Consider the following 19,825-nt stretch of genomic DNA (forward strand, 5'->3'; position numbering starts at 1 on the left):
CCTACTGCGCGTACGTCTCGAACTCCGCCACCTGCGGCGCCGCGCTCGCGCTGGTGATCTCCAGCGTGAGCTTCTTCAGCGACGTCTTGGCGAACGAGGTGACACCCGCGCCCGTGCCGGAGCTCAGCACCGCGCCCGTGTCACCGTTGATGACTCGCCAGGCCTTGATCCGGCCCGTGGCTCCCGCCGTCTCCCGGATGGTGGCCTTGGAGACCGCGGTGGCCGTGCCCCACTTGACCGAGACCGAGCCGGTCGTGCCGCTCGGCGACCAGTAGGTGGTCATGCTGCCGTCGCGTACGTTGCCGTAGCTGGTGCCGTCCGCCTTGCTGGAACCGTCGGAGCCGGCGCCGATGCTCAGGTTGGTACCGGAGGGCTGCGTGGGCGCCGGGTCGGTGGGTGTCGGCTCGGTGGGGTCGGTCGGGGTCGGGGTCGGCGTGGGGGTCTGCGTCGAGCAGCTGCCGTCCGACACCTTCATGCCCTTGTTGGCGCCCGCCGTCTCCCCCACGACCGCCGGGACACAGGACGCGGCGTCGAGCTTGAAGGAGTACGGGATCGAGACCGTGGTGTTCGACGTCGGGTTCGGCCCGGCCGGCTTGTAGTCGCTCGCAGCGCTCGACCATGTCACGTTGTCGAAGGTGTTGCCGCTGACCTGCCAGTATCCGGCCGCGGTTGTGTAGAACGTGCCGAGGACGTCCTTCGAGTTCTTGAAGTAGTTGTTGTCGACCTTTGCCTTCGCCCCGGCGCGGGAGTTGATGCCCGACTCGTTGAGGCTCACGTAGTAGTTGTTGTACATGTGCGCCGTGCCGCCGCGGAGCAGGGGTGCGCGGGAGTCGATGTTCTCGTACAGGTTGTGGTGGAACGACACGTAGCCGTTGGACAGTTCCGTCTCGCTGGAGCCGATGAGGCCGCCGCGGCCCGAGTTGCGCAGCGTGCTGTACGAAAGGGTGACGTACTGGGTGTTGTCCTTCATGTCGAAGAGGCCGTCGTAGCCCTCCGACTCGCCGCCCGAGGCGAGCAGGTTCACGTGGTCCACCCAGACGTTGCGGACGTCGCTCTCCATGCCGATGGCGTCGCCGCCGTTGGAGGTGGGCGAGCCGGACTTCTTGACGTTCTGGACCGTCACGTTCTGGATGATGATGTTGCTGGACTCGCGGATGTGGATGCCGAGTTGGTCGAAGACCGCGCCGTTTCCGACGCCCACGATGGTGACGTTGCTGATCTGCTTGAGCTCGATGACGCCGGCGGCCGTGTTGCAGCTGTCGCCCGACACCTTGGTGGTGTTGCCGTGGTTGATCGTGCCCTCGACCTCGATGGTGATCGGGGTGCTGTCGCTCGCGCGGTTGCACAGGGCCGCGTGGATCTGGGTCCCGGTGGTGGCGCGCACGGTCGCTCCGCCCGCGCCTCCGGTGGTCCCGCCGTTCTGCGTGGCGTAGCCGGTGGCGATGCCGGTCACGGCGGCCGATGCCTCGGTGGTCGACAGTGTCATCGCGGCCGCGCCCGCGAGGGCGAGCGCGCCGATGCCGGCGGTGAGGCGGAGCGCGACGGGTCTGGGTAACTTCATCGTCGTGGTTCCCTTCCGGTGCAGTGCGATGCAGCGCAGTGCAGTGCAGTGCAGTGCGGCGCACTGATTCAGGTGCTTCGGGCATGCCGGTGCAACCGGTGTGGTGACCGGCGGAAAAAGGGGGAAAGCGCTTTCTGCGCGGGACAATAGGGCGCCACAGGATCCGCTGGCAAGGCCCCGCGCACCCCTTGTGACTCAACTTCCCCCGGCGCGGCGGCACTTGGCCGCCAGTACGGTCACCCGCCTCCCGCGACCTCCACCCGCACCCCGCGCGCCTCGAACGCCCTGACCTGCTCCTCCGGCGCCGACGCGTCGGTCACCAGGGTCCAGCCCTCCGCCAGCGTCGCCCACGCGTGGAACGGGGCGCGGCCCAGCTTGCCGCCGTGGGCCAGGACGTAGACGTGGTCGGCCCGGCGCGCCATGAGCTCCTTGAGGCGGGTCTGGCGCAGCTCCGCCTCGCAGATGCCCCTTTCGACCGTGACACCGTCGGCGCCGAGGAAGACGCGGTCGAACGACATCCGCTCCAGGGCGGCCTCGGTGAGCGGGCCCACGAACCCCTGACTGAGCGGGCGCAGCGTGCCGCCCAGGCACTCGACGTGCACACCTTCCGCGTCGGCGAGCGCGTGCAGCGCGGTCAGGCCCGTCGTGGCGATGGTCAACTCCTTGACGGCGCGCAGCTCATGGGCGAGCGCGCCGACCGTCGTACCTGCGTCGAGGAGCAGTGTCTCGCCCGGTTCCACCACGCGCGCCGCCCACTGCGCGATGGCGCGCTTCGCGTCGTACGCCTCTCCCGTGCGCTGCCGCAGCGAGGCCTCGGGGTGCGCGGACAGGGCCATCGCTCCGCCGTATGTGCGGGCGAGCCGGCCCTCCGCGGTGAGGCGGGCGAGGTCGCGGCGGATGGTGGACGGGGTGACCTCGAAGAGCCGGGAGAGTTCCTCGACGCTGGCGAGCCCTGTCGTGGTGGCCAGGTCGACGATGCGGTCCCGGCGGGCGCGGGAGCCTTGCGTCTGGGTGGCGGGTGGCTGGGTGGCGGGTGTCTGCGAGGCGGGTGGCTGCGACGCGGGTGGCTGGGAGACGGGCGGCTGCGACGCGGGTGGCTGGGAGACGGGCGGCTGGGAGACGGGTGTCTGCGAGGCGGGCGGCTGGGAGGCGGGCGGCTGGGAGCTCGGTGATGGCATCTGGTCGGTCCTCTACGGTGCGGCGGCGGTCGACGGCGGTACGGGGAGCGGCGGTTCGGGCCACCGGGGGTGGGTGGGGCCGGGCCACCGGGGCGGAGGGTGGGGGCGGACCGCCGGGGGTGGGTGGGGTCGGACCGCCGGGGCAGAGGGCGGGGTCAGGCCGCCGGGGGCGGGCGAGGCCGGACCGCCGGGGAGTAGGCAGGACCGGACCACCGCGACGGAAGGCGAGGTCAGACCGCCAAGGGCAGCCGAGCCCGTGACGCCGGGGAATAGGCAGGACCGGACCACCGCGGCAGAAGGCGGGACGGGACCGCCGCAGCGGAAGGCGGGACGGGACCGCCGGGGCGGAGGGCGGGACGGGACCGCCGCGGCGGAGGGCGGTTCAAGCCGCTGGGGCGGCGGGCGCCGTGGCCATCTCGGCCGCCTGGCGAAGGGCCTCGACCATGCTACCGGCCTCGGCCTTCCCGGTTCCCGCGATGTCGAACGCGGTGCCGTGGTCGACGGACGTGCGGATCACGGGCAGGCCCACCGTCAGGTTCACGCCCGCCTCGATGCCGAGGACCTTCACGGGGCCGTGGCCCTGGTCGTGGTACATCGCCACGATGAGGTCGTAATCGCCGCGCGAGGCGAGGAAGAAGGCGGTGTCGGCGGGGAGCGGCCCACGCGCGTCCACGCCGGCGGCCTTCAGCTTCTCCAGGGCCGGTTCGATCTTCTCGGCCTCCTCGCCGTGGCCGAACAACCCGCCCTCGCCCGCATGCGGGTTGATGCCGCAGACACCGATGACGGGGTGCGGGGTTCCGGCGCGGACCATCGCCTCGTGGCCGCGGCGCACGGTGCGCTCGACGAGGCCCGGCTCGATGCGGTCGACCGCGTCGATGAGGCCGATGTGTGTCGTCACGTGGATGACCTTGACCTTCTCCGTGGAGAGCATCATCGACACCTCTTCGGTGCCGGTGAGGTGTGCCAGGAGTTCGGTGTGTCCGGGGTAGATGTGTCCGGCGGCGTGCAGGGCGCCCTTGTTGAGCGGGGCCGTGCAGATGCCCTGGACGTCGCCGGTGACGGCGAGTTCGGCGGCCTTCTTCACGTACTCGTACGCCGCGTTGCCCGCGACCTCGGAGAGTTCACCCCAGGGCAGGTCGGCGGGGAGCAGCGCGAGGTCGACGACGTTCACGCGGCCGGGCGTGAAGACCGCGTCGCGGGGGTGGTCGACCGCGGCCACCTCGCACTCCAGGTCCAGGATGCGGGCCGCCTCGCGCAGCCGCGCCGCGTCGCCGATGACGACCGGGCGGCAGCGGCCGAGGGTGTCCTCGTCGAGCAGCGCGGCGACGACGACCTCGGGTCCTACGCCCGCGCCGTCGCCCATCGTGACGGCGATGAGCGGGAGTTGGGGCAGATCGGGGCTCATGGGTGACTCCTGGGGAGAGGGTGGGCGGGGCGGGCGGCGACGGTTTCAGCCCGTCGCCGGGGTGGCTGCCAAGTGCGGGCGCAGGGCCTTCGCGATACGCACGAGCGAGTCCTCGGCGCCGTAGCTGCCGGGGCGGGTCACGACGCTGCGACCGTCGGAGGTCCGCGAGTGGACGGCGCCATGGTGGATCTCGTCGACCGGGTCCAACTCCCGTACGCCGAGGGCGTCCAGCGTCGCGCGAGCGGTCTCGCCGCCGGTGAGGACGAGGTCGGGGCGGCCGGGCCAGGCGGTCGCGAGCGCGGCGAGGGCCGCGCTGAGGGCGCGCCCGCCGCCGGGGTGTAGGCCGGCCGACCCGTCGATGGACAGGACGGTGTCGCGGACCACGACGTTCGCCGGCACCGCCACCGCGCCCGCCACCAACTCGTCCGGGTCCAGGGGTAGATGACACACCCCGAGTGTCTCCAGGTGCGCAATCTGCCGCGCCACCCCCGGCTCCGCCGTCCCCGCCACCACGAGCAGCGGGGCCGCATCGCGCGCGGGGGCCGATACGGGCGCGGGCACGGCGGGCCGCGCGAGCGCCCGGCCGAGCGCGCCCGCGAGGCCGCCGCTGCCGAGCAGCCGGAAGCCGGGGCCGAGCCGCAGGGCCGCCGCGACGATGGCGTCCAGGTCGGCGTCGGTCTCGGCGTCCGGGGCGGGGTGGACGCCGGACGCGGCCGCGCCCTTCAACTCGGCTACCAGGGCGGCGAGTTCGGAGCGGACGACCTCCAACGGGATCGTCCGCACCGGCAGCCCCGAGAACGCCTCCGCCACCGATCGCGGCGGCGCTGCGCGTTCCGCGCGCCAGCCGTTCGTTTCGTGCAGCGGCACCCCGTCCACGTGCACGACCCCACCCGTCACGGTGCGCCGGGCGGCGGGCAGCGCGGGCGCGACGACGAGTGCCTCCGCGCCCTCGGCGTACGCGAGCGCCTCGGCGGCGACGTTGCCGCGCAGCTGCGAGTCGATCTTCTTGTAGAGCAGTCCGTACACACCGGCCCCTCCGAACCCCCCGGAGTCCAGGAGCGAACGCACGGCAACCGCCGCGTCGGCGGGCGGAAGATGCCGAGTGTTCAGGTCCACGACCAGGTCGCGCGACGCGGGCCCGTCGACGTCGCCGGCCGGGGCGGTGAGGGACAGGCGGACCGGGCCACCGAGCGCCCGGGCGGCCTCGGCCGCGCCGGACAGGTCGTCGGCGAGCGCGAGCACGGCGGGGATCGGGTGCGGGGGCGACGAAGCCACAGGGTCCAACCTCCCTGGGAACGCCCGGCGTTGGGCGACCCCGCCGGAATCATGGCACAGCATGCGCGATCCACGCGAGACCTCTTGCGCACAACGCGCAGCCATGCGAGCGTTCCCGTGCCCGACGCCCCCTCCTCGCACCCGAACCCTCCCCTCGTGCCCGACGCACCCTCCCGTGCCCGACGCACCCCTCGTGTCCGACGCACCCCTCGTGTCCGACGCACCCTCCTTGCGCCCGACGCACCCCCCGTACCCGACGCCCCCTCCCGCATCCGAACGCCCCCCCCTCCCCTCGTGCCCGACGCCCCCACCTCGCGTTCCGGCGCCCGCTCACGCCCGACCCCCCTTGCGACCTGTCGCCCCGCCCCCCCTCCGCGCGGCACGCTCCCCTCCCCCCCCGTAAGGACCCCACCATGGCCCCCGGCATCCAACTCCCCAATACCGCCGCCCCGTTGTCACGCCTCGTGCTCGGCACCATGACCTTCGGCGACACCGCGGACCGCGCGGCGGCCGCCGCGATGCTGGACGCCGCGCTCGACGCGGGCATCACCGGCGTGGACACCGCCAACGGCTACGCGGGCGGCGAGAGCGAGCGCATCCTCGCCGAACTGCTGCCAGGCCGCCGCGACCGGGTCGTGCTCGCCACGAAGGCCGGCATCCCGCACCCCGACCAGGGTGAGCACGCGCCACTGTCCGCCGAGGGTCTGCACGCCGCGCTCGACGGCAGCCTCCGGCGCCTCGGCACGGACCACATCGACCTCTTCTACCTGCACCAGCCGGACCGCTCGACACCGCTCGGCGAAACCCTCGCCACCGTCGCCGAGTTCGTAAAGGCCGGAAAGGTGCGCGCGCTCGGTGTCTCCAATTACGCGGCGTGGCAGATCGCCGAACTGAACAGCGTGGCCGACGAGATGGGCGCGCCCCGCCCTGTCGTCGCGCAGCAGCTGCACAATCTGCTCGCGCGCCGCATCGAGGAGGAGTACGTCGAGTTCGCCGGGCGAACCGGGCTGCGCACGATGGTCTACAACCCGCTCGGCGGCGGCCTCCTCACCGGCCGGCACACCTTCGCCCAGACCCCGGCGGGCGGCCGGTTCGGCGATTCGAAGGTCGCGACGATGTACCGGGAGCGGTACTGGAACGAGGACCTCTTCCGCGCGGTGGGCGACCTGACCCGCATCGCGGCCGACGCGGGCCTCCCGCTCACCGCCCTGTCCCTGCGCTGGCTGCTCTCCCGCCCCTCCACCGACGCCCTGCTGCTCGGCGGCTCCAAGGTCGACCACCTCACCGCCAACATCGCGGCCGCCGCGCAGGGCCCGCTGCCGGAGGACGTCCTGACCGCCTGCGACGAGGTCGGCGCCCGGCTGCGCGGCCCGATGCCGGCGTACAACCGCTGACCTCCACCCGCCGACCGACCGATCACCGCCACCGTCACACACCTGTGACCGGCATCACCCTGTACTCCGCGTTGACGTCAGGTCATCATATGACCTGCGCTCGACGGCCTCACGGGCCTCGACCCACGGCCCCCGGCCAACGGCGAGAGACAGGGACGGACAACACCCATGCACGACCAGGATCACCCGGCACCGGCCGCACCCGCGACCCGCGTAGGCGTCGTCGGCCTCGGGGCCATGGGGCTCGGCATGGCCCGCAGCCTGCGCGCCGCCGGGTTCCACGTGGCGGTCCACGACCTGCGCGCCGACGTGGCCGCCGGCTTCGCCCGCGAGGGCGGCGCCGCGTACGACACGGCCGGTGACCTGGCGGCCGACGTCGACGTCCTCGTCGGTGTCGTGGTCAACTCGGCGCAGGTCGAGTCGGTCCTCTTCGGGGACGGCGGCGCGGCCCACCGGCTGCGCCCCGGCTCCGTCTACGTCATGTGCTCCACCGTCGACCCGACGTTCGCCGCCCAACTGGAGGGCAGGCTCGGCGAGTTGGGTGTGCGCTTCCTCGACGCGCCGATCTCCGGCGGCGCCGCCCGCGCCGCGACCGGCGAGCTGACGATGATGACCTCCGGCTCCCCGGAGGCGTACGCGCTCGCCGGCCCCGTGCTCGACGCGATGAGCGCCACGGTCTACCGGCTCGGTGACACCGCGGGGCTCGGCTCCAAGGTCAAGATCGTGAACCAGCTGCTCGCGGGCGTGCACATCGCCGCCGCCGCGGAGGCCATGGCCCTCGGCATCAAGGCGGGCGTTCCGGCCGAGTCGCTGTACGAGGTGATCACGCACAGCGCGGGCAACTCGTGGATGTTCGAGAATCGCATGGCCCATGTGCTGGACGGGGACTACACACCACTCTCCGCCGTCGACATCTTCGTCAAGGATCTCGGGCTCGTACTGGACTCGGCGCGGCCCGAGAAGTTCCCGCTGCCGCTCTCCGCAACCGCCCACCAGATGTTCCTCCAGGCCTCCGCGTCCGGTCTCGGTGGCGAGGACGACAGCGCGGTCATCAAGATCTTCCCGGGGATCGACCTGCCCGAGCCCAAGCCCGCGCCCGAGTCCGCGCCCGCGCCGAAGCCCGCGCCCCAGAAGGAGAACTGACATGCCCATCCGCCTCGGCTGCATCGCCGACGACTTCACCGGCGCCACCGACCTCGCCAACAACTTGGTGCGCGCGGGCATGCGCGTGGTCCAGCTGATCGACGTACCCGCACCGGACACCGAGACACCACAGGACGCCGACGCTGTCGTCATCGCGCTCAAGTCGCGGACGATCCCGGCCACCGAGGCCGTCGAGGTGTCACTGCGCGCCCTTCAGTGGCTGCGGTCCGCGGGCGCCGAGCAGATCTACTTCAAGTACTGCTCCACCTTCGACTCGACACCGGCCGGCAACATCGGCCCGGTCACCGAGGCACTGATGGACGCGCTCGGCACCGACTTCACCGTCGCGACGCCCGCGTTCCCCGACAACGGGCGGACCGTCTTCAAGGGACACCTCTTCGTCGGTGATGTGCTGCTCGCCGAGAGCGGCATGCGCCACCACCCGCTGACCCCGATGACCGACTCCAATCTGGTGTCGGTGCTGGACGCGCAGACCGCGCGGCCCGTCGGACTGATCGACCACAAGGCCGTCGCGGCCGGTCCCGAGACCATCGCGGAGCGGATCGCCACGCTGCGCAAGGACGGCATCGGCGCCGCGGTCGTCGACGCCGTGTCGAACGAGGACCTCGTGCGCCTGGGCGCCGCGGTCGCCGGACTGCCGCTGGTCACCGCCGGTTCGGGGCTCGCCATCGGGCTGCCCGCGAACTGGGGCATCGAGCCGTCCCCGGAAGCCGCCCACCTCCCCGCCGCCTCCGGCCGCTCGGCGGTCGTCGCCGGTTCGGTGTCCGCCGCGACGAACGGTCAGGTGCGCGCGTTCCTCGACACCGGCCGGCCGGGCTTCAGCGTGGATCCGATGCGGATCGCCGCGGGCGAGGACGTGGCCGCCGAGGCGCTCGCCTTCGCCGACGCCCACCTGTCGTCCGAGGGCCCGGTCCTCATCTACTCGACCGAGTCCCCCGACGCCGTACGCGACGTGCAGGGCCGGCTCGGGGCCGCCGAGGCCGGGGAGCTGGTGGAGCGGACGCTCGCGCGCGTCGCCCAGGGCCTCGTCGAACGCGGGGTGCGACGCCTCGTCGTCGCCGGCGGCGAGACCTCCGGCGCCGTCGTGCAGGCCCTCGGCCTGACCGGACTGCGGATCGGACCGCAGATCGATCCGGGTGTGCCGTGGTGTGCCGCGCCGCTCGCCGACGGTGACACCCTGCACATCACGCTCAAGTCGGGGAACTTCGGCGGCCCGGACTTCTTCACCGCATCGTTCGATCTGCTCGGCAACGGGGAGTCGCAGTGACCCAGGACCTCAACTCGGCCGCCGCTGACGCCCGTTCGGAGATCGTCCGCGTCGGCACCAGCCTCTTCGACCGCGGCTACGTCCACGCCAGCGCCGGCAACATCAGCGCCAAGCTCGACGAAGGACTCGGCCACCTCATCACCCCGACCGACGCGGCCCTCGGCTTCCTTGACCCCGAACGGCTCGCGCTCGTCGACGCCGAGGGTGTGCAGGTCGCGGGCGACCGCGCCAGCAAGACACTCACCCTCCACCGCCGGATCTACGAGGCCGACCCCACGGCCCGCTTCGTCATCCACACCCACTCCACCCACCTGGTCGCGCTCACCCTCGCCGGCGTGTGGCACCAGGACGACGTACTTCCACCCATCACCCCGTACTACGTGATGAAGGTGGGGCACGTCCCGCACATCCCGTACCACCGGCCCGGCGACCCGCGCGTCGCCGATCTGGTCACCGAGCGGATCAACTCGCGTGCCGAGCAAGGCACTTCGATCCGCGCGGTCCTGCTCGACCGGCTCGGCCCCGTGGTCTGGGGCCCGGACGCCGCCGCCGCGCTCGCCGTCCTCGAAGAGCTGGAGGAGACGGCCCGCCTCTGGCTGACGACCGACCGCAAGCCCGCACCGCTCCCCGACGACGCCATCGCCGAACTGAGAGACACGTTCGGCGCGGCGTGGTGACACCCCTCCCCCTGTCCCCCTCCGCTCCCGCACCACTGAGCCTCTGAGCCGCACAAGGAAGTGCCCCTCATGTCCACGACCGTCCCCACGGCCGACACCCCCGAACTCGCGCGTGAGAACGCGGTGTTCCGCAAGGTGATCCGCCGCATCGTCCCCTTCCTGATCCTCTGCTACGTGGTCTCCTACCTGGACCGCGTGAACGTGGGCTTCGCCAAGCTGCAGATGTCCTCGGACCTCGGCTTCAGCGAGGCGGCCTACGGGCTCGGAGCCGGCCTCTTCTTCATCGGCTACTTCTTCTTCGAGGTCCCCTCGAACCTGCTGATGCAGAAGGTGGGCGCCCGCACCTGGATCGCCCGCATCATGATCAGCTGGGGCGTGGTGTCCGCGGCGTTCGCCTTCGTCAACAGCGAGACGACGTTCTACGTGCTCCGCTTCCTGCTCGGCGCCGCCGAGGCCGGGTTCTACCCCGGCGTGATCCTCTACTGCACGTACTGGTTCCCGTCCCAGCGCCGGGCGCGCGTCATCGCGATGTTCATGTCGGCGATCCCCGTCGCGGGCATCTTCGGCAACCCGCTCTCCGGCTGGATCATGGACGTCTTCGACAATGCGGCCGGCTGGAGCGGCTGGCAGTGGCTGTTCGTCGTCGAGGCGATCCCCGCCCTCGTCATCGGTGTGGTCTGCCTGTTCTGGCTCGACAACAGCGTGCGCGACGCCAAGTGGCTGACCGACGACGAGAAGTCGGTCATCGAGAAGGCACTCGCCGCCGACGCCACCCACCAGACCGTCCACGGCCGCGCCCTCGACGCCTTCCGCAACGGCAAGGTGTGGCTGATGTGCCTCATCTACTTCTGCTTCGTGATGGGTCAGTACGCGCTGACGTTCTGGATGCCGACGTTCGTCGAGTCCACCGGCGTCAAGGGCGGACTCGCGATCGGCGCCCTGAGCGCCATCCCGTACCTGGCCGCGCTGATCGCCATGAACCTCTTCGGCTTCTCGGCCGACAAGCGCCGCGAACGCCGCTGGCACCTCGTCGTCCCGTCCCTCATGGGCGCCGTCGGCTTCTCGATGGCGGCGAGCTTCACCGGCTCGACCGTGCTGGCCCTCGTCGCCCTGTCGATCGCCGCGGCCGGCGTCCTGACCTGCGCCCCGCTGTTCTGGTCGCTGCCGACCGCGTTCCTCGGCGGCACGGCGGCCGCGGCGGGCCTCGCGGTGATCAACTCGGTCGGCAACCTCGCCGGCTTCGTCAGCCCGTACATGATCGGCGCACTGAAGGACGCGACCGGTTCGACCGCGATCCCGATGTACGTTCTGGCGCTGTCGCTCGTCATCGGGGCGGCGGCCGTCCTGACGACGAAGAAGGACGTCGTCAACCGCTGACGCGCACACCTCCCTCCACCTTCGACAGGAGTCACCATGCCGAGGTTCGCGGCGAACCTTTCCACGCTGTATCCCGAGTACGAGTTCCTGGACCGCTTCGCCGCGGCCTCGGCGGACGGCTTCGAGGCCGTCGAGTACCTCTTCCCGTACGCGTACGGGTCCGGGGAGCTCCGCGCCCGCCTCGACGAACACGGCCTGCGCCAGGTCCTGTTCAACGCCCCGCCCGGCGACTGGGACGGCGGCGAGCGCGGCATCGCGGCGCTGCCGGGCCGTGCGTCCGAGGTGCGCGAGGGCGTCGAGAAGGCCCTGGAGTACGCGGCCGCGCTCGGCAGCCCGCGCGTGCACATGATGGCGGGCCTCGTGCCCGAGGGTATGTCACGCGCCGAGTGCCGGGACACGTATCTCACCAACCTGGCGTACGCCGCCGAACAGGCGGCGCCCGCCGGGGTCGACATCCTGATCGAGCCGATCAACACCCGTGACATGCCGGGCTACTTCCTGAACCACCAGGCGGACGCCCACGCGGTCGTACGGGAGGTCGGCGCGGCCAACCTGAAGGTCCAACTCGACCTGTACCACTGCCAGATCGTCGAGGGCGACCTCACCGCCACCCTCCGCCGCGACCTGCCGACGGGCCGGGTGGGCCACCTCCAGATCGCGGGCGTCCCCGACCGCCACGAGCCCGACGCGGGCGAGCTGAACCTCCGTCACCTGATGCACGCCGTCGACGCGTTGGGCTTCAGCGGCTGGATCGGCTGCGAGTACTTCCCCAAGGCCGGCACGAGCGAGGGTCTCGGCTGGCTGAAGAACATCCGTACCGAGCACGACAATTCTGGAGAGCACGCATCATGAGGATCGTCATCACGGGCGGCTTCGGCTTCCTGGGCCGCCAGGTCGCCGAGGCCCTGCTGGAGCGGCGCACGTTCGACGGCCTGCCCATCGACCGCCTCACGCTCGCGGACAGGTTCGTCCCGGACGAGTCGCCCCTGAAGGCCGACCCGCTGGTGGAGGTGGTCCAGGGCGACCTCACCGACCACCTCGGGGAGTTGTTCTCGACAGCGGCTCCGGTCGACGTGGTCATCCACCTGGCGGCCGCGGTGTCGTCCGAGTGCGAGGCCGACTTCGACCTCGGCATGACCGCCAACCTCGACACGACCCGCGCTCTCCTCCAGGCGGCCCGCGCCCAGTCCGAGTCGGGCGGCCCTCTCGTACGCCTCGTGCTCGCCAGCAGCGTCGCGGTCTACGGCTCCGACGCGGCGCTCCCCCTGCCGCCCGTGGTCAGCGAGTCGACGCTGCCCACGCCGCAGTCCAGTTACGGCGTGCAGAAGCGGATCTGCGAGCAGTTGGTCGCCGAGTACACGCGCCGCGGATACGTGGACGGCCGCGTGACCCGCCTGATGACGGTGTCGGTGCGCCCCGGCAAGCCGAACGCGGCGGCCTCCGGCTTCCTGTCCGGCGTGGTCCGCGAACCGCTGGCGGGCCTCCCGGCGGCCTGCCCGGTGAGCCCGCGGACGCGGGTGGCGCTGGCCTCCCCGCGTCGCACGGTGGAGGGCATCCTGCGGATCGCGCAGGCCGAACGCGGCGCGGAGGAAGGCCAGTTGACCGGCAACATGCCGGTGAACCTGCCCGCCCTGACGGTCACGGTCGCCGAGATGCTGGACACACTGCGTGAGGTGGCGGGCGACGCGGTGGCCGACCTGGTGACGGTGGCTCCGGATCCGGCGGTCGAGGCGATCGTCGGCTCGTGGCCGGCGTCCTTCGACAACACCCGCGCAGCGGCCCTCGGCCTGGCCCCGGACCCGGACTTCGCGTCGGTGATCCGCCAGTACGTCGCCGACCATCCGGCCGCGGTCACCGCCGAGGTCCCCACGGCCACGTCGATAGACTGACGCCATGTTCAACAAGGTGGACGGGCCCGTGCGGCTCGCCGATCGCGTGGCCGCGATGCTCACCCAGGAGATCGAGTCGGGGCGGCTCACGGAGGGCGACAAGCTGCCGACCGAGGTGGAGCTCGTCAAGCAGCTCGGCGTGAGCCGCACGGTGATCCGCGAGGCGGTCTCGCGGCTGCGCAACGCGGGCCTGGTGGAACCCCGCCAGGGCAGGGGCGTCTTCGTGCTGCCCCGCCGCATCCGTCCACTTGATCTGGAGGCCGGTGCCGAGTCACCGGGCACGCTGGCGAAGGTGCTCCAGATCGTCGAGGTGCGCCGCGCGATGGAGGCGGAGGCCGCCCATCTCGCGGCGACCCGCGCGCAGCCGGCCGACATCGTGCGGATGCGGGCCGCGCTGGCCGCGATCGACACAGCGGTCGCGGCGGGCGGCGACGGCACGGACGAGGACCTCGCCTTCCACCGCTCCATCGCCGAGTCGACGGGCAACCCGGTCCTGGTCTCCACGGTCCACTACCTCGGCGAGGTCTCCCGCGGCGGCATCCGCGTCACCCGCGCCAACGAGGCCCGCCGCGACGACTTCTTCGAGGCGGTCCGCCAGGAACACCAGGCGATCCTCACGGCCGTCGAATCCGCCGACCCCAAGGCGGCCCGCACGGCGGCCCGCCGCCACATGAAGCACGCCGCGACCCGCCTCCAGAAGGCGGACCCGGAATTCTGGGACGAGGCGGAGCACTTGGACGTGGACGTGGATCTGGACGCGGGGGCCTGAGTTCAGGCGGCCGGGACGGTCCAGTCCTGCTTCGCTGCCCACTGCTCAAAGGTGGTCGTGGTCAGGCCGTAGCGGGCCGCATGGTGGGGGCGTGCCGGGTAGCCGACGAGGTCGTTCCAGACCTGGCTGTCCGCCATGACACTGTGGCGCTGCTCCTGCTCCTCCCGGGAGATGGAGACGGCGGTGATCTCGCGGCCGGCGGCCTTGGAGAGGGCGTCGGCGATCTCGGGGTGCGTCAGCGCGTCGCTCGCGAACTCGATCTCGGCTTCGTGGAACTTTGCGGGATCGGTCACGGCGGCAGCGACGGCTGCTCCGAAGTCGTCCGCGTTGATGAGCGCCAGCACGGTCTGCGGGCTCGTCGCGGTGATCAGCTCGCCCTGAGACAGCTCGGGGAACATGAAGTCCTGCCTGGCCCCAAGGAAGTTCTCCATGTAGAAGGCGGGCTTGAAAATGGTCCAGTGCTCCAGGCCCGACTGCCGGACCGCTTCCTCCGCGGCCTCCTTGCCGTCCCAGTACACCATCGTCGCAGGGGAGAAGTCCTTGATGTCCGGGTGCTGACTGCGCCATCCGGTCGCGGACACGGACGTGTGGACGATCTGCCTGACGCCGGCCCGCTGGGCCGCGGCAGCGATGTTGCGGGCGTGCCGCTGCTCGGCGCCGGGATCGGCCGGGTCGCCGCCCGGCATCTGCATGGAGAAGACCACGTCGTGTCCGGCGCTGGCAGCCTCCAGGGACGCGAGGTCGTCCATGTCCCCGGTCGCGAGGGCGACGCCCTGCCCGGCGAGCGCCTGGGCGGGGGCCGACGCGGGGTTGCGCACGAACGCGGTCACGGGGTGTCCCGCGCGCAGGAGTGCCTGGACGGCGGCGCCGCCCTGCATCCCTGTCGCCCCGGTGACCAGCACCTTCGCCTTGTCGTTGCCTGCCATGGCGCACCTTGCCTTCGAATGATCACGTGTTGTCGGACGCACGGGCACGAAGACCCGCTCACTAAAGACCGTACAGTATCGAGTCTCGGGTGTACCTAGTTGGCGATCCGTCCGAGCGGAGGCCGGCCGGTAGCCGACCGGAAGGCTTCAGGCTGTGGGGGCGCCGCCGACGAGGGGCAGCAGCACCTGGTCCACCAGGCGGGCCATCCCGTCGACGTCGAGAACGGCTCCGAGCAGTTCCTGCTGCAGGACCGTCACCCCGACGACTGCGGCGATCTCCAGCCTGCCCGGCGCCAGCAGAAGCTCAACCCGATCCGCGGTGATCTCGCCGCGCTCTTGGGCGCGATGAAGGCAGGCGGCGATTCCCTCACGCTGCCCTGCGATGTACCGCTCACGCAGGGTGTCGGCGATCTGGGGGTGAGAGGCCGTGGCGGCGGCCAGCACGGCCGAGAAGCGACGCCCGTGGGGCTGAAGGCACGCGGAACTGTGGATCAGCGTGGCGATGAGGTCCTCGCGCAGCGTCCCGGCGGCCGTCACCTCGGCCGGGACGGCGACCGGGAGCATGAGGCTTTCCAGAGCGTCGGCGACCAGGTCCTCGCGCGAGGCCCAGCGACGGTAGACGGTGGCCTTCGCCACCTCCGCGCGCGCGGCCACCGCGGCCATGGTGAGATCCGCGTAACCGCTCTCGGCGATCAGGTCCAGGACCGCTTCGATGATGCGGGTGTTCCGCGTTTCGTCACGGACGGGCCCGAAGGCGCCACTGGGGCGCTGGCGTCCAGCGGGGAGGGTCGACCTGGTCATACGCCCGACGGTACTGCATCCGCTTTCCCTGCCATCGGGCCGTCCGGCGAGCCTGCCCTGCCCCTGCCCCACCACCCCGGAAAGCAAAAAGGTCCTGGTCGAGATGACTCTCGACCAGGACCCTCAGCGGAGCCACAGGCTCACTGAACGTGTCCGAGGGGGGACTTGAACCCCCACGCCCGATAAAGGGCACTAGCACCTCAAGCTAGCGCGTCTGCCATTCCGCCACCCGGACAAGGTGATGGCCGCTTCCGGGGTTGACCCCCGTGGCGACGAAGAGAACCTTACCAAGCTCTCGAAGCGGCCTTCACCAGCACCTATGCGGTGCCACCCGGCATCCCTACGGCGCCGTCATCCGCTCCTCGACCTCCGGATGCTTCTTCACCCACGCCGCGACGGCCTCCGCCTGATGGCCCTGGCCCCGCTTGTTGATCTCGATCTCCAGCGTGCCGAGCTCGTCCTCGCTCATCTTGAACTTGTCGAACCACTTCGTGAGCTGCGGGTACTGCTTGGTGAACGCCTTGCTGGTGACCGTGCGGATGGTGTCACCCTTGCCGAAGCGCCCCTTGGGGTCCTTCAGCTTGGTCAGGTCGTACTGGCTGTAGGCCCAGTGCGGGGTCCACAGGAGCACCGCGATCGGCTCCTTCTTGGCGTACGCGCGCTTCAGCTCGGCGAGCATCGCCGGCGTGGAGCCGTTGACGACCTTGTACTCCTTGTCGAGGCCGTAGCCCGGCACGACGTCCTTCGTGAGGATGTCCATCGTGCCGGTGCCACCCTCGATGCCGACGATCTTGCCGTTGAACTCCTTGGCCCTGCCCTTGAGATCCTCGACCGACTTGATGCCCTTCACATAGGAAGGGACCGCGATCTCGAGTGAGGTGGGTCCGTACCAGGAGCCGAGGGTCGTGACCTTGCTCTTGTACTTGTCCCAGTAGCTCTTCTGCGTATACGGCAGCCAGGCATCGAAGTTGACGTCCAGGTCACCGGTGGAAAGCCCCGTGTAGACCGGGCCGACGTCCATCTGCTTCAGGTTGAACTTGTAGCCGCGCCTCTCCAGAACGTGCTTCCAGAGGAAGGTGACCGCGACGTCCTCGTCCCACGGGAACCACGCGACGTTCACCGGGCGCTTGGCCTCGGCCGGGGTCGACTGCTTCTTGACCGGGGCCAGCTCGTCGACGATGCCCGGGTTCTTCTTCAGCCACGCCTTGACGGCGTCCTGCTGCCTGCCCTTGCCCGACTTGTTGATCTCGGCTTCGAGGCTGGTGAGCTGCTTCTCGCTCAGCTTGAAGTCCCTGACCCACTTGTCGACCTCGGGGAAGTCCTTGCCGAAGCCCTTGCGGGCCAGCGAGTGGATGCCGTCGCCCTTGCCCCAGGCACCCTTCGGGTCCTTGAGCTTGGTGAGCTTGTAGTCGTTGTACGCCCAGTGCGGCGACCACAGCGGGACGACGATCGGCTTCTTCTTGGCGTACGCACGCTTCAGCTCGGCCAGCATCGCCGGCGTGGAGCTGTCGACGACCTTGTACTCCTTGTCGAGGCCGTAGGCCTTGAGCATCTTGCTCTTGAGCAGCGCCGTCTCACCGGCGCTGGCCTCGATGCCGGTGATCTTGCCGTCGAACTTGTCCGCCTGGCCCTTCAAGTCCTCCATGGACTTGATGTCCTTCATGTACGAAGGCACCGCCAGTTCGAGCGACGTGGGGCCGTACCAGGAACCCAGGTCCTCAAGATCCTTGCCGTACTTCTTCCAGTACTCGGCGTGCGTGACCGGCAGCCAGGAGTCGGTCTGGAAGTCGACCGTGCCACCCGCGAGCGAGGTGTAGAGCGGGCCTGCGTCGAACTGCTTGGCCTCGACCTCGAAACCGCGCTGCTCCAGGATCTCCTTCCACAGGAACGTCGAGGCGACGCCCTCGTCCCACGGGATGTAGCCGATGGAGATCTTCTTGCCCTGGCCCACGTTCGTGGACGTGGCGGCCGGGGAGGTGGCGGCGTTGTTCTGGCCGAACATGCCCATGCCGCCCGCGACCAGCGCGAGAACGACGACACCGACCACGGCGACCGCCGGACGGGGACGGTACGACCAGATCTTCAGGCCGTGCGCGACCCGCAGCTTGTTGAGCGCGCGGCGGCCCAGCGGGGAGACCTGCTGACCCAGCGAGCTGGTCATACGGTCCAGGTAGATCGCCAGGATGACGATCGAGATGCCCGATTCGGCGCCGAGACCCACGTTGAGCTGGCCGATGGCCTCGTTGACAGCGCCACCGAGACCACCGGTGCCGACCATGCCCGCGATCGCGGCCATCGACAGGCCCAGCATGATGACCTGGTTGACACCCGCCATGATCGTCGGCAGGGCGAGCGGCAGCTGCACACGGAACAGGGTGCTGCGCGGCGTCGTACCGAAGGCGTCGGCGGCCTCCACCAGCTCCTTGTCGACCTGCCGGATGCCCAGCTCGGTCATGCGCACGCCCGGCGGCACCGCGAAGATCAGCGTCGCGACGATACCGGCCGGCGCACCCGAGCCGAAGAACAGAATGGCGGGGATCAGGTAGACCATCGCCGGCAGCGTCTGCATCAGGTCGAGGACCGGACGGAACAGATTGCTGACCCGGTTCGAGCGCGCCGCCCAGATACCCAGCGGCACACCGATGATGAGCGCGATGAGGGTCGAGACGAGGACGAGGGACAGGGTCTCCATCGCCTTGTCCCACAGCTCCAGGTTCTGGATGAACCAGAGCCCGACGAAGGCCAGTACGGCCCCCAGTGTGCCGCGCAGCCAGAACGCGATGACGGCGAAGATGCCCGCCAGCAGCAGGGGCTCGGGGGCCTGGAGGAGTTCGGTCAGGCCGTCGTAGACACCGTTGAAGATGCTCTCGCAGAAGCCGAACAGCCAGTCCAGGTGAACGAGCATCCACTGGACGACGTCATTGACCCAGTCACCGAAGGGAATCCTAGGCACCGGCGTTCACCTTCTCCGCCGACTCGTCCTCGACGAGGCCGGCGGCCTCAGCGTTCGTACCGTTCTCGACGGTCTTCATCGGCTCACCGAGCACGGCGAGCAGCCGCTCGCGCGGCACCACACCCTGGAGTTCGCCCTCGTCGTCGACGACGGCGACAGGTATCTCGCTCGTCGAGCACGGCGTGAACAGCTCGGCGATCGGTGTGTCCTCATGGACCTTCGCCGGGGCCTCGGCCATGTCGTAGCCCTCCCCCGGCTCCGCCATGATCGCCCGCGCGCTGAGCACGCGGGAACGGTCGACGTCCTGGGTGAAGGAGGCCACGTAGTCGTTGGCCGGCGTGACGAGGATGTCCTCGGCCGAACCGATCTGGACGATCCGCCCGTCACGCATGACCGCGATGTTGTCGCCCAGACGCATGGCCTCGTTGAGGTCGTGGGTGATGAAGACGATCGTCTTCTTCAGCGTCTTCTGCAGCTCGAGCAGCTGGTCCTGCATGTCACGCCGGATCAGCGGGTCCAGCGCACTGAAGGACTCGTCCATCAGCAGCAGATCCGCGTCGGTGGCCAGCGCGCGGGCCAGACCCACACGCTGCTGCATACCGCCGGACAGCTCGTCGGGGAAGGACTTCTCCCACCCCTCAAGACCCGCCAGACGCAGCGCCTCGACCGCCCGCTCCTCGCGCTCGGCACGCGGAACGCCCTGCACCTCCAGGCCGTACCCCGCGTTCTCCATCACAGAGCGGTGCGGGAACAGCGCGAAGTGCTGGAACACCATGCTGATCTTGTGCGAGCGGACAGCCCGCAGTTCCTTGGGGGCCAGGGCGGTCAGGTCCTCACCGTCGAACTTCACCTGCCCCGACGTCGGCTCCAGGAGGCCGTTGAGCATCCGCAGCAGCGTGGACTTGCCCGAGCCGGACAGGCCCATGACGACGAAGATCTGGCCGGGCTCGACGGTGAACGACGCGTCGATCACGGCGGCCGTGGTTCCTTCGGCGCGCAGTTCCTCGCGGTCCGCACCGCCGCGGAGCTTCTCCACGGCCTCATCGGGTCGTCTGCCGAACACCATGTGCAGGTGTTCGGCCACCAGTCTGGAGGACACACCGACCTCTATTCTCTTTGACCTGTGAAAGGTTGAAAAGCGATACAGGAGACTCAGAGCCGCGCCTGCCCCCGTCGGACCAGCACAAAC

The 19,825-nt window shown here is 70.5% G+C and carries 16 protein-coding genes and 1 tRNA gene; 8 read left to right on the forward strand and 9 right to left on the reverse strand.

Features of this window, described 5'->3' with window-relative positions; translation table 11 throughout:
• Position 1 precedes the first annotated feature (1 nt).
• The 4 genes from ACFYWS_RS29585 to ACFYWS_RS29600 all read right to left on the reverse strand — a co-directional run bounded on the left by ACFYWS_RS29585 (position 2) and on the right by ACFYWS_RS29600 (position 5,419).
• On the reverse strand, positions 2–1,561 hold the full coding sequence (locus tag ACFYWS_RS29585) for a pectate lyase (protein WP_389281466.1): 1,560 nt from the start codon (positions 1,559–1,561) through the stop codon (positions 2–4).
• A gap of 236 nt (positions 1,562–1,797) precedes the next feature.
• Complete coding sequence (locus tag ACFYWS_RS29590) at positions 1,798–2,739, reverse strand: DeoR family transcriptional regulator (protein WP_389281467.1); 942 nt, start codon at positions 2,737–2,739, stop codon at positions 1,798–1,800.
• 382 nt (positions 2,740–3,121) lie between these two features.
• Positions 3,122–4,144: a 4-hydroxythreonine-4-phosphate dehydrogenase PdxA gene (pdxA, locus tag ACFYWS_RS29595; protein ID WP_389281469.1), complete on the reverse strand. Its 1,023-nt coding sequence runs from the start codon at positions 4,142–4,144 to the stop codon at positions 3,122–3,124.
• 45 nt (positions 4,145–4,189) lie between these two features.
• Positions 4,190–5,419: a four-carbon acid sugar kinase family protein gene (locus ACFYWS_RS29600; protein ID WP_389281471.1), complete on the reverse strand. Its 1,230-nt coding sequence runs from the start codon at positions 5,417–5,419 to the stop codon at positions 4,190–4,192.
• A 413-nt stretch (positions 5,420–5,832) separates the two neighbouring features.
• Between ACFYWS_RS29600 and ACFYWS_RS29605 the strand changes: the two genes are divergently transcribed.
• The 8 genes from ACFYWS_RS29605 (at position 5,833) to ACFYWS_RS29640 (ending at position 13,956) form a co-directional block, all read left to right on the forward strand.
• Positions 5,833–6,813 (forward strand): aldo/keto reductase, encoded by a 981-nt coding sequence (locus ACFYWS_RS29605; RefSeq protein WP_389281473.1) that lies wholly within the window; start codon positions 5,833–5,835, stop codon positions 6,811–6,813.
• A 168-nt stretch (positions 6,814–6,981) separates the two neighbouring features.
• The gene (ltnD, locus tag ACFYWS_RS29610; RefSeq protein ID WP_389281475.1) at positions 6,982–7,956 is read left to right on the forward strand and encodes an L-threonate dehydrogenase; all 975 of its coding nucleotides are present in this window, start codon (positions 6,982–6,984) and stop codon (positions 7,954–7,956) included.
• A gap of 1 nt (position 7,957) precedes the next feature.
• The gene (gene otnK / locus ACFYWS_RS29615) at positions 7,958–9,244 is read left to right on the forward strand and encodes a 3-oxo-tetronate kinase (protein ID WP_389281476.1); all 1,287 of its coding nucleotides are present in this window, start codon (positions 7,958–7,960) and stop codon (positions 9,242–9,244) included.
• Positions 9,241–9,921, forward strand: coding sequence for an aldolase (locus ACFYWS_RS29620; RefSeq protein ID WP_389281478.1), 681 nt, complete (start codon positions 9,241–9,243; stop codon positions 9,919–9,921). The genes otnK and ACFYWS_RS29620 overlap by 4 nt, the downstream gene beginning before the upstream one ends.
• 69 nt (positions 9,922–9,990) lie before the next feature.
• Positions 9,991–11,298 (forward strand): MFS transporter, encoded by a 1,308-nt coding sequence (locus ACFYWS_RS29625; protein WP_389281479.1) that lies wholly within the window; start codon positions 9,991–9,993, stop codon positions 11,296–11,298.
• Positions 11,299–11,334: 36 nt separating this feature from the next.
• Positions 11,335–12,150 (forward strand): 2-oxo-tetronate isomerase, encoded by an 816-nt coding sequence (gene otnI / locus ACFYWS_RS29630; protein ID WP_389281481.1) that lies wholly within the window; start codon positions 11,335–11,337, stop codon positions 12,148–12,150.
• Complete coding sequence (gene denD, locus ACFYWS_RS29635; RefSeq protein WP_389281483.1) at positions 12,147–13,187, forward strand: D-erythronate dehydrogenase; 1,041 nt, start codon at positions 12,147–12,149, stop codon at positions 13,185–13,187. Before otnI ends, denD begins: the two co-directional genes overlap by 4 nt.
• 4 nt (positions 13,188–13,191) lie before the next feature.
• Positions 13,192–13,956, forward strand: a complete 765-nt coding sequence (locus tag ACFYWS_RS29640) for a FadR/GntR family transcriptional regulator (protein WP_389281484.1) — start codon at positions 13,192–13,194, stop codon at positions 13,954–13,956.
• Between the two features lie 2 nt (positions 13,957–13,958).
• On the opposite strand, the gene ACFYWS_RS29645 is transcribed toward ACFYWS_RS29640, so the two are convergent.
• The 5 genes from ACFYWS_RS29645 to ACFYWS_RS29665 all read right to left on the reverse strand — a co-directional run bounded on the left by ACFYWS_RS29645 (position 13,959) and on the right by ACFYWS_RS29665 (position 19,702).
• Positions 13,959–14,882: an NmrA/HSCARG family protein gene (locus ACFYWS_RS29645; protein ID WP_389281486.1), complete on the reverse strand. Its 924-nt coding sequence runs from the start codon at positions 14,880–14,882 to the stop codon at positions 13,959–13,961.
• 147 nt (positions 14,883–15,029) lie between these two features.
• On the reverse strand, positions 15,030–15,683 hold the full coding sequence (locus ACFYWS_RS29650) for a TetR-like C-terminal domain-containing protein (RefSeq protein WP_389281488.1): 654 nt from the start codon (positions 15,681–15,683) through the stop codon (positions 15,030–15,032).
• A gap of 150 nt (positions 15,684–15,833) precedes the next feature.
• Positions 15,834–15,918, reverse strand: a tRNA-Leu gene (locus ACFYWS_RS29655).
• Positions 15,919–16,023: 105 nt separating this feature from the next.
• On the reverse strand, positions 16,024–18,636 hold the full coding sequence (locus ACFYWS_RS29660) for an ABC transporter permease/substrate binding protein (protein ID WP_389281490.1): 2,613 nt from the start codon (positions 18,634–18,636) through the stop codon (positions 16,024–16,026).
• The gene (locus ACFYWS_RS29665; protein WP_389281585.1) at positions 18,629–19,702 is read right to left on the reverse strand and encodes a glycine betaine/L-proline ABC transporter ATP-binding protein; all 1,074 of its coding nucleotides are present in this window, start codon (positions 19,700–19,702) and stop codon (positions 18,629–18,631) included. Before ACFYWS_RS29665 ends, ACFYWS_RS29660 begins: the two co-directional genes overlap by 8 nt.
• Positions 19,703–19,825: the final 123 nt, after the last annotated feature.

It is taken from the genome of Streptomyces sp. NPDC002795 (assembly GCF_042888725.1).
Taxonomy (GTDB): domain Bacteria; phylum Actinomycetota; class Actinomycetes; order Streptomycetales; family Streptomycetaceae; genus Streptomyces.

Bases quoted from the DNA above. Each gene is read 5' to 3' on its own strand.
- ACFYWS_RS29585 (WP_389281466.1), bottom strand. From the start codon at position 1,561: ATGAAGTTACCCAGACCCGTCGCGCTCCGCCTCACCGCCGGCATCGGC.
- ACFYWS_RS29590 (WP_389281467.1), bottom strand. From the start codon at position 2,739: ATGCCATCACCGAGCTCCCAGCCGCCCGCCTCCCAGCCGCCCGCCTCG.
- pdxA (WP_389281469.1), bottom strand. From the start codon at position 4,144: ATGAGCCCCGATCTGCCCCAACTCCCGCTCATCGCCGTCACGATGGGC.
- ACFYWS_RS29605 (WP_389281473.1), top strand. From the start codon at position 5,833: ATGGCCCCCGGCATCCAACTCCCCAATACCGCCGCCCCGTTGTCACGC.
- ltnD (WP_389281475.1), top strand. From the start codon at position 6,982: ATGCACGACCAGGATCACCCGGCACCGGCCGCACCCGCGACCCGCGTA.
- otnK (WP_389281476.1), top strand. From the start codon at position 7,958: ATGCCCATCCGCCTCGGCTGCATCGCCGACGACTTCACCGGCGCCACC.
- ACFYWS_RS29625 (WP_389281479.1), top strand. From the start codon at position 9,991: ATGTCCACGACCGTCCCCACGGCCGACACCCCCGAACTCGCGCGTGAG.
- otnI (WP_389281481.1), top strand. From the start codon at position 11,335: ATGCCGAGGTTCGCGGCGAACCTTTCCACGCTGTATCCCGAGTACGAG.
- denD (WP_389281483.1), top strand. From the start codon at position 12,147: ATGAGGATCGTCATCACGGGCGGCTTCGGCTTCCTGGGCCGCCAGGTC.
- ACFYWS_RS29640 (WP_389281484.1), top strand. From the start codon at position 13,192: ATGTTCAACAAGGTGGACGGGCCCGTGCGGCTCGCCGATCGCGTGGCC.
- ACFYWS_RS29645 (WP_389281486.1), bottom strand. From the start codon at position 14,882: ATGGCAGGCAACGACAAGGCGAAGGTGCTGGTCACCGGGGCGACAGGG.
- ACFYWS_RS29650 (WP_389281488.1), bottom strand. From the start codon at position 15,683: ATGACCAGGTCGACCCTCCCCGCTGGACGCCAGCGCCCCAGTGGCGCC.
- ACFYWS_RS29665 (WP_389281585.1), bottom strand. From the start codon at position 19,702: ATGGTGTTCGGCAGACGACCCGATGAGGCCGTGGAGAAGCTCCGCGGC.